Here is a 9,790-nt window from a genome sequence, read left to right as displayed (position 1 = left end):
AACATAGTATCTGCGCAATGAAACAAGAAATTAAATGCGTTTTTCTTGGTACTATATTATTATTAGCAAAACGTTGTTTATACTCGTTAATGTCATCACGACGAGTGTGGATCACACCCTTACGATCTAACATGTAGATTTTTTCACGTTGCGCACCACATGAAATTAATAATTCCATACAGGCGATTGCCGCCGCGCCCGCCCCCATACAAACAATAACCGCTTCAGCGATATCTTTACCTTGAATGTCTAAGGCATTAATCATACCAGCAGCCGTGACAATGGCAGTACCGTGTTGATCATCATGGAATACCGGTATCTTACAACGAGCAATCAAGGCTTTTTCAATTTCAAAACATTCCGGTGCTTTAATATCTTCTAAGTTAATGCCGCCAAATGTATCGGCAATATTCGCAACTGTATCAATAAATTCTTCAGTGGTGCGGTGTTTTACTTCAATATCAATTGAATCGATATCAGCAAAGCGCTTAAACAATAGCGCCTTACCTTCCATTACCGGTTTTGATGCCAGTGGGCCTAAATTACCTAAACCTAAAATAGCGGTACCGTTAGTAATAACAGCGACTAAGTTACCTTTAGCGGTGTATTTATAAACATCATCAGGATTTGCAGCTATTTCACGCACTGGCTCTGCGACACCTGGGCTATATGCTAAAGAAAGATCATCGGCAGTCTCTGCAGATGTAGTAAGTTGAATAGCAATTTTGCCTGGTTTAGGGTTCGCATGGTAATCCAATGCTTGCTGTCTAAGGTCTGACATACGCAATATCCTGAATGAAATGAATGCACATTACTCACCGCCTTCGTTCGAGAATACAAGGCGTGAGAAACAACGTTGGGGAATTAAGTTTATAATCGAATGTAACGCCAATAGTTAACTTTAATTTAACACAGCTTGCTTTTGTTTTACACTGAGCTAAATGAATCAATAATAGTGTTATCATGATTCTACATTAATTTAAGTTGTTTATTCTACCTTTGCACTGGTACGAAGTGTTTATTTTTATATGTATAGCTAATTTTAGAATAACATTTTTACAGAAATGAAATTGTCGAGGTTAAATTTACGTTTGATAAATGTTTCAAACTATTTTTTAGATATAAAAAAAGGCACCCTAAGGTACCTTTTTGACTTACTGTAATAAATTGTATAAATACAATTATTATTTTGCAGCAAGAGCGCCAAAACGCTTGTTGAATTTGTCAACACGACCGCCAGTATCAACAGTACGTTGCTTACCAGTGTAGAATGGGTGACAGTTTGAACATACATCTAGAGTGATGTTGTTACCACGAGTAGAACCCATAGTGAAAACGTTACCGCATGAACATTTAGCTTCGATAGCTGCGTACTCTGGGTGGATACCTTGTTTCATAGAAACCTCAATTTTGGTTATGTCGCCATCTGAAACTCTGCCAGACACCACATAAAGTTATAGAATTTTTAGGATGCGAATAATATAGGATCTTACCCCTCAATATCAATAGCTGATGCATAAATAAACTGCAATTAGAACATTAAATAGAAAATATCAAGACATTACCTAGTTAACAGCCGTAAACTGTTTACTGAAATGCAGATTTAAGCCGTAAAAGAGAGTTGAGTACATGCCTGTTGTCGCCGTTGCTGTTCCCGTTCATTTAAACAAAACTTTTGACTATACCTATTCTGAAGATGAACATATTCAGGCTGGCATGCGGATCTGTGTGCCGTTTATGAATAAGCAATTAATCGGCATTGCATTAGCCACCAAACACGACAGCGAATTTCCACTGGCAAAATTGAAACCCATTATTAATGTACTCGATGACAAAGCCATTCTGTCCGCTGACATGCTGGCTTTTTTTAGTTGGTGTGCCGATTATTACCATTACCCGATTGGTGAAGTGATCGCCCAAGCTTTACCAGTATTATTACGTAAGTTAGAGTCGGCAAAATTAAACAGTTACACATTTTGGCAATTAACTGATAGTGCCCATCAATTAACGGCACCAGAATTAAACCGCTTAACGCCAGCACAATTACAAACCATCAAGCTATTGGCCGAAACCGGACTAACCCAATCACATTTAAAACTAGCCAATATAAAATCAACCACCATCAAAGCGCTACAAGATAAAGGACTGATTACCCAAGAATACATTGAGATCCAAGATAACGATGAACAACACTGGCGTCAAAACCTCGTTATCAGTGATAATCGGCCCGCGCTTAATACGGAACAAGCGATCACCATTGCCGCCATTGATATAACGCACTTTGCGACCTATCTACTTGATGGTGTTACTGGCAGTGGTAAAACCGAAGTTTATCTTAATGTCATTGAAAAAGTATTGAAAACAGGTAAACAAGCCTTGGTGCTGGTGCCCGAAATTGGTCTGACACCACAAACTATTGCACGCTTCAAACGCCGCTTTAACGTGCCGATTGTCGCTCTGCATTCAGGTTTAAACGATGCCGAACGTCGTGAAGCGTGGTTGGAAGCACAAGCAGGCGTCGCTGGTATTGTCATTGGTACACGCTCGGCGATATTTACCCCGATGCATGATCTCGGGGTCATTATTATTGATGAAGAACACGATGGTTCGCTAAAACAACAAGAGACCTTCCGCTACCACGCCCGCGATCTAGCGATTGTCAGAGCGCAGCGCAGCAATATAGCCGTGGTATTAGGCTCAGCAACCCCCGCCTTAGAAACCTTGCACAATGCCATGACGGGTAAATACCGTCATCTGCAACTGACTCAACGTGCTGGTAATGCAAAAATGCCGAACCATCATATTATCGACATTAAAAATCAATCGCTAGACAGCGGTTTATCAACCGAGTTCATGGCGTTAATGGCTACCCATTTAGCCGCTGGCAATCAAGTACTACTATTTCTAAACCGCCGTGGTTATGCACCTGCCGTCATGTGTCATACCTGTGGGTCAATGGCGGAGTGCCAGCGCTGTAATACCTATTACACTTACCATCAATCTCGTAATATATTACATTGTCACCATTGCGATGAACAATTTCCTAAACCACGTCGCTGCCCGAGTTGTAACTCTAATGAGATCATGACAGCGGGTTTTGGTACTGAGCAGCTCGAAACCATGTTAACGGCGCACTTCCCGCAACACCCTATCATTCGAATTGACCGTGATAGTACTAGCCGTAAAGGCAGTTTAGAAAAATCATTAGAGGCCGTACGTAAACGCGAGTTCCGAATCTTGATTGGCACGCAGATGCTCGCCAAAGGCCATCATTTTCCCGACGTAACATTAGTTGGACTTATTGATGTGGATAGCGCGCTATTTAGCAGTGATTTTCGCGCCCCAGAAAAACTAGCGCAATTATTTGTACAAGTATCTGGCCGCGCAGGCCGCGCCGCCAAACAAGGTGAAGTAGCGATTCAAACCCACCATCCTGAGCACGAACTGATCCAAGATCTGGTTAATAATGGTTACAGCCACTTTGCGCAAACCGCATTGCATGCGCGCTCAATGGCAAGCTTACCGCCTTATAGCTTTCAAGCTTTATTCCGCGCAGAAGCGCATCAATTTAGCGAAGCCAACGATTTTTTAGTGGAAATAAAACAACTGGTACAGCAGCATAATAACAATCCTCAAATACTCTGTTTAGGGCCGATGCCCGCACCGATGGAGAAACGCGCGGGTAAATATCGTTTACAGTTATTGCTGCAAAGTCCACAGCGCCAACACATTACTCAGCTATTGCGTCAAATCATGCCTAAAATCGAAGCATTAAAGTCCGCACGTAAAGCCCGCTGGTCGTTAGACGTAGATCCAACTGAAATGTTGTAAGGATATCGGCATTTATCCGCTGATTAACTAGTCAAATGCCCCTAATCACGCTAAAATGATCGGTCTATTTCGTTCATCATTGCTAGTTAAGAGAATCCATGAAAGAGCATATTATACAGCTGCTAGAGCAGACAGTTACGATCTTAAAAGAACAACAAATCATTCCTGCAGATGCGCAACCACGCATTGCAGTAGATCGTACCCGCGACAAAGCTCATGGTGATTTAGCAACAAACTTAGCGATGATGATGGCCAAACCAGCGAAGAAAAATCCGCGTGAGTTGGCCCAGTTAATCATTGATAACCTACCAGAGTCAGACTTAGTAAGCCGTACTGAGATCGCTGGACCTGGTTTTATCAACATCTTCCTAAACCAGAACTGGTTAGCGCAACAAATTGATATTGCGCTTGAAGACGATAACCTTTCAGTACAAAAAACCACAACGCCAGACAATGTGATTGTTGATTTATCATCGCCAAACCTAGCCAAAGAAATGCACGTAGGTCACTTACGTTCATCAATCATTGGTGATTCAGTAGCACGTACACTTGAACTACTTGGTCATAACGTGATCCGTCAAAACCACGTGGGAGACTGGGGTACACAGTTCGGTATGCTACTTGCCTACATGGAAGAGAAACGTGCCGAGAACGCAGAAATCAGCATGCAACTTTCAGATTTAGAAGTATTCTACCGTGCAGCAAAAGGGCGATTCGACGAATCTGAAGACTTTGCAACCCGCGCTCGTGAAATGGTAGTAATGCTACAATCGGGTGATGAAGATTGTAATAAACTATGGCAAGAATTTAATGACGTATCACTTGCACACTGTCATGACATCTACAAACGCCTAAACGTAAAACTAACCCGTGAAGACGTACGTGGTGAAAGCTTCTACAACAGCGACTTACACAACATTGTTAGCGAACTTGAAGCTCAAAATTTACTGACAGAGTCAAATGGCGCTAAATGCGTATTCTTAGATGAATTCAAAAATAAAGATGGCGACCCACTACCGGTAATTATCCAGAAAAACGGGGGTGGCTTCCTTTACGCAACAACAGATCTTGCCGCAATGCGCTTCCGTCAACAGCAGTTGAACGCAAACCGCATTATGTACTTTGTTGATCAACGCCAAGCACTGCATTTCCAACAAGTATTCTCTGTTGTTCAAAAAGCCGGTTTTGTTAAACCTGAAACATCATTGGAACACCTTGGTTTTGGTACTATGAATGGTGAAGATGGTCGTCCATTCAAAACCCGTTCAGGTGGTACGGTTAAGCTAGTTGATCTGTTAACAGAAGCAGAAGAGCGCGCTTATACATTAGTAAAAGCCAAGAACCCGACACTTTCTGAAGATGAACTAAAACACATCGCGTGCGTTGTGGGTATCTCATCGGTTAAATACGCTGACTTATCTAAAAACCGTAGCAGTGATTACATCTTTAATTTCGATTCAATGTTGAGCTTTGAAGGTAATACAGCCCCTTACCTACTTTACGCTTGTACACGTGTTGGTAGTATCTTCAATAAAGTTGATGCTGCAACAGTGGCTAAATTAGCTACCGCAAAAGTACAGCTGAACGAAGATAAAGAGCAAGAATTGGCCGGTAAACTGATCCAATTTAATGAAATCGTTCATCAAGTAGCAAAACGCGCGACACCAAACACATTATGTACTTACCTGTTTGAACTGGCTGGCGTGTTCTCTAGTTTCTATGAAGCTTGCCCAATCTTAAGCACAGAAGATGAAGCGATTAAATTAAGCCGTCTTAAACTGGCTCAATTAACAGCTAAAACACTTAAACAAGGCCTAGATCTACTGGGTATTGAAACTTTGGAACGCATGTAAATTATGGCTCGTAAGGATTACGCGGGGCACGCCCCGAAGCCTAGAAAGAAGCGTGGTGCTAAAAAAGCGCCACCTGCTAAAAAGAAACGTCCGGTGTTGGCTATCTTGCTGTTTTTACTGCTTGCAATTGGCTTGGGCTATATTTTAGCGCAAGTCAGTGGCACCGCAGAAAAAACACCGCCAGAGCCAATAAAAAAAGCACAACCGAAAAAGCTAGCGGTAAAACCACTACCGGAAAAACCGAAAGAAAAATGGCAATATCCACAAGACTTGCAAGATAAAGAAGTCATTGTCGAGATACCGCCACAACAAGACACCGGCATTCGTTACCAAATGCAATGTGGTTCGTTCCGTCAACAATCACAAGCGGAAGCGATGAAAGCAACGATAGCCTTTCAGGGCTACACTGCCAACATCCGTCATACAGGCAATTGGTATCGCGTCGTTATTGGCCCTTACGAACGTAAACGTACAGCAGAAAAAGAACGCCATCAAATTAAACGCGCAGGTATCACAACTTGTGAAATTTGGCAGTGGCAGCCTTGAAAAACTAAATAAATATACCCACCTTAGTTTGTATATTGTAATGAAATCGATTCATATCATATGAGGCGTTTTTTTTACTCAGCATAATGGCGCGTGGCTAATAGCAACTCGGCTGCGTTCGAATTTATTAAGAATGGAGTTTATCGTGACTACTATTGTATCTGTACGCCGTGAAGGCAAAGTCGTAATGGCCGGAGACGGACAAGTTTCTCTTGGCAACACGGTAATGAAAGGCAACGCAAGAAAAGTACGCCGTTTATACAATGGCCAAGTTATCGCTGGTTTCGCCGGTGGTACCGCTGACGCATTTACCCTCATTGAACGTTTTGAAGCTAAATTACAAGCTCACCAAGGTAACCTAGAGCGTGCCGCTGTCGAGCTTGCGAAAGACTGGCGCACCGACAAAATGTTACGTAATTTAGAAGCACTATTGGCTGTCGCAGATAAAAACAGCTCATTCATCATCACAGGTAATGGCGACGTAGTACAACCAGAAAATGATCTTATCGCTATCGGTTCCGGTGGTAATTTCGCTCAAGCATCAGCAATGGCATTACTCGAAAATACCGAATTAGACGCTGAACAGATCGCTAAAAAATCCCTGACTATTGCAGGTAATATCTGTGTATTCACCAACAGTTTCCAAACAGTTGAAACTATCGATTACTAAATTTTACCGAATTAAAGGAGCCTTATTATGTCATCAATGACACCAAGAGAAATCGTTTCTGAATTAGACCGTCATATTATCGGTCAACAAAATGCCAAGCGCGCAGTGGCAATTGCCCTACGTAACCGCTGGCGCCGCATGCAGTTAGACCAAGAACTTCGTCAAGAAGTATCACCAAAAAATATTTTGATGATCGGTCCTACTGGTGTTGGTAAAACTGAGATCGCTCGCCGTTTAGCTAAATTAGCCAACGCACCATTTATCAAAGTTGAAGCAACGAAATTTACTGAAATTGGTTATGTAGGTAAAGAAGTTGAGCAAATCATCAAAGATTTAACCGATGTTGCAGTAAAACTGACACGTGAACAAGAAATGAAAAAATACCATGTTCGCGCAGAAGAAAATGCCGAAGATCGTGTACTTGATGCTTTACTACCAAACCCTCGTAACAACTGGGGCGAAGAAGAAAAAGCCAGTAATGACAATACCCGTCAAATCTTCCGCAAGAAATTACGCGAAGGAAAATTAGACGACAAAGAAATCGACATTGAACTTGCCGCACCACAAATGGGCGTTGAAATCATGGCGCCTCCAGGTATGGAAGAAATGACCAATCAATTACAAGGTATGTTCCAAAACCTGTCTGGCGGTTCAACGACTAAAGCACGTAAGATGAAAGTCAAAGAAGCATTAAAACAACTTGTTGAAGATGAAGCTGCGAAGCTAGTTAATCCAGAAGAGTTGAAAGAAAAAGCCATCTTCGCGGTAGAAAATAACGGTATCGTCTTCCTTGATGAAATCGATAAAATTTGTAAACGCAGTGATGCAAATGATGGTGGAGTATCACGCGAAGGTGTTCAACGTGATTTATTACCACTGATCGAGGGTTCAACCGTAACAACCAAACATGGTATGGTGAAAACAGATCATATCTTATTCATCGCATCAGGTGCTTTCCAAGTTGCTAAACCATCCGATCTGATCCCTGAGCTACAAGGTCGCCTACCAATCCGTGTTGAATTAGATGCATTAACCGCTGATGATTTTGTACGGATCCTAACAGAGCCAAACGCATCATTAACAGAGCAGTACGCAGCCATGCTTCAAACTGAAGGCGTAAACGTTAACTTTACCCAAGCAGGTATTGATGGTATCGCTAACGCGGCATGGACCGTTAACGAAAAAACTGAAAACATCGGTGCTCGTCGCTTGCACACAGTAATGGAACGTTTAATGGAAGAAATTTCATTCGATGCATCAGATAAGAGTGGCGAAAATTTGGTGGTAGACAGTGATTACGTCAGTAAATACCTTAACGAACTCGTCGAAGATGAAGATCTAAGTCGCTACATTCTTTAGTCTATCCATAACCCTATGCGGTAAATTAAAATAAACCACAAAAAGGCGCTTATCATAAGCGCCTTTTTAGTTATGCGGTGAAGATACTAGCGTCTTTGTAACAAGGCGCTGTAAGTTTTCTCTATCGGCTTTAGCTTCTCTGTAATTTGACACCAATGACAACGCGTCCGTCGTAGCGAGTTAAGTTTTTTCTTGAGTCGAGTACGTTTCATTAGCTGCCCCTTTGATTGTCGAGATATAGTGTCAAAAATTTCCGATTATCAATAAAACAAGACTAGTTTAGCTTTCGATAATTACCAGCTTAAATGAGCACTTATTAGCGATTTTTAACGCTAATTAGCCTTAGTTCACAATAAAGTAATAGGCAAGTGCTGCAATAGCGAGATTATTTTTTTATGCTAAACATATTTACAGCTAGTTAAGTCACCATTTTATTAATTAAATTATGGTAGTCTAGTGATAGATATTCACCACTAAAATTAACAAGAAGCTCCTGCAACCATGTCCAGCAAATACCCATGTGTCGAATTTGATAATCCATATAACTTAACTACTGAATCACAACTTGCTGATAGATATCATGATGAAATTGCACAGTTTTGGGATGCAACGATTATCGAAGACACGCTGCAAGGTGTTGATAATGTAACGCTACGTTACGCATCAGCAGTGACCAATACAACCGGTCCTGCGATAGTACTGCTAGGGGGGCGTTCTGAATCTTATCAAAAATTTCGCGAACTCATTTATGACCTTTGCCAACAAGGTTATTCGATATATTGCTTAGACCATCGTGGCCAAGGCATGTCAGATCGGTTACTAAAAAACTTACATAAAGGTCATGTTGAACATTTTCGTGATTACGTCACCGATTTAAAATTATTTATCGATAAAGTCATTAGTCCAAGCCAACACAGTAAGCAGTATTTATTGTGTCATTCGATGGGTGGCGCAATTGGCAGTTTATACTTACAAAGCTACCACCATGACTTTGCTGCCGCAGTACTCGCATCACCGATGTTTGGGATTAATTTCGGCCAAATACCACGCCCTATTGCCAATGTTTATAGCCGTGCAATGCATATAGTGAACAAGATCATTCATACCGAATCATTTTACGCGCCCGGTAAAGGCGACTTTAGCCACTCACCATTTGAAAATAATCAGCTAACGCACAGCCCATTACGATTTGATATTTTCCGTCGTAGTTATGGTTTTTATCCGCAAACACAGTTAGGTGGGCCAACAATTAACTGGCTGCAGCAAAGTATCAAAGCCTGTCGTCGCGCGATCCAATACGCAGGGAATATCAAAACACCAACCTTAGTGTTACAAGCCGGTGGTGATGAAGTCGTGCTTGCCGAAGCGCAGCAACAATTTTGCCACGCATTAAGCCATGAAAACAACCAACATCAACCTGTAGAGCCTGTTTTAATCCCTGGTGCTGCACATGAATTATTCTTAGAAACGGATATTTTTAGGATCCCAGCGCTCACTGTGGCATTAAATTATTTTGCCAAATATTGAGTAC

General features: G+C 41.7%; 8 protein-coding genes. 6 read left to right on the top strand and 2 right to left on the bottom strand.

Annotation, left to right across the window (positions count from 1 at the left end):
* Both QNK26_RS13215 and rpmE read right to left on the bottom strand, forming a co-directional pair.
* Positions 1-781 (bottom strand): malic enzyme-like NAD(P)-binding protein (locus QNK26_RS13215; protein ID WP_319223676.1); only part of this gene is annotated, 781 nt, incomplete at its 3' end.
* A 403-nt stretch (positions 782-1,184) separates the two neighbouring features.
* Entirely contained in the window at positions 1,185-1,397 is a 213-nt protein-coding gene (gene rpmE / locus QNK26_RS13210; RefSeq protein ID WP_319223673.1) for a 50S ribosomal protein L31, read from the bottom strand.
* A 232-nt stretch (positions 1,398-1,629) separates the two neighbouring features.
* Between rpmE and priA the strand changes: the two genes are divergently transcribed.
* From priA to QNK26_RS13180, 6 genes are all read left to right on the top strand, one after another.
* The gene (gene priA / locus QNK26_RS13205) at positions 1,630-3,831 is read left to right on the top strand and encodes a primosomal protein N' (RefSeq protein ID WP_319223671.1); all 2,202 of its coding nucleotides are present in this window, start codon (positions 1,630-1,632) and stop codon (positions 3,829-3,831) included.
* Positions 3,832-3,929: 98 nt separating this feature from the next.
* Complete coding sequence (gene argS / locus QNK26_RS13200; RefSeq protein WP_319223668.1) at positions 3,930-5,684, top strand: arginine--tRNA ligase; 1,755 nt, start codon at positions 3,930-3,932, stop codon at positions 5,682-5,684.
* Positions 5,685-5,687: 3 nt separating this feature from the next.
* On the top strand, positions 5,688-6,230 hold the full coding sequence (locus QNK26_RS13195; protein ID WP_319223665.1) for an SPOR domain-containing protein: 543 nt from the start codon (positions 5,688-5,690) through the stop codon (positions 6,228-6,230).
* A gap of 145 nt (positions 6,231-6,375) precedes the next feature.
* Positions 6,376-6,900: an ATP-dependent protease subunit HslV gene (gene hslV, locus QNK26_RS13190; RefSeq protein ID WP_319223664.1), complete on the top strand. Its 525-nt coding sequence runs from the start codon at positions 6,376-6,378 to the stop codon at positions 6,898-6,900.
* 27 nt (positions 6,901-6,927) lie between these two features.
* A complete protein-coding gene (hslU, locus tag QNK26_RS13185) occupies positions 6,928-8,259 on the top strand; it encodes an ATP-dependent protease ATPase subunit HslU (protein WP_319223662.1) in 1,332 nt (443 codons plus the stop codon).
* Positions 8,260-8,760: 501 nt separating this feature from the next.
* The gene (locus tag QNK26_RS13180; protein WP_319223659.1) at positions 8,761-9,786 is read left to right on the top strand and encodes an alpha/beta fold hydrolase; all 1,026 of its coding nucleotides are present in this window, start codon (positions 8,761-8,763) and stop codon (positions 9,784-9,786) included.
* Positions 9,787-9,790: the final 4 nt, after the last annotated feature.

Origin of the sequence: Moritella sp. (genome assembly GCF_033791185.1) — a bacterium.
Classification (GTDB): domain Bacteria; phylum Pseudomonadota; class Gammaproteobacteria; order Enterobacterales; family Moritellaceae; genus Moritella.
This window is presented reverse-complemented; position numbering and strand designations above follow the sequence as displayed.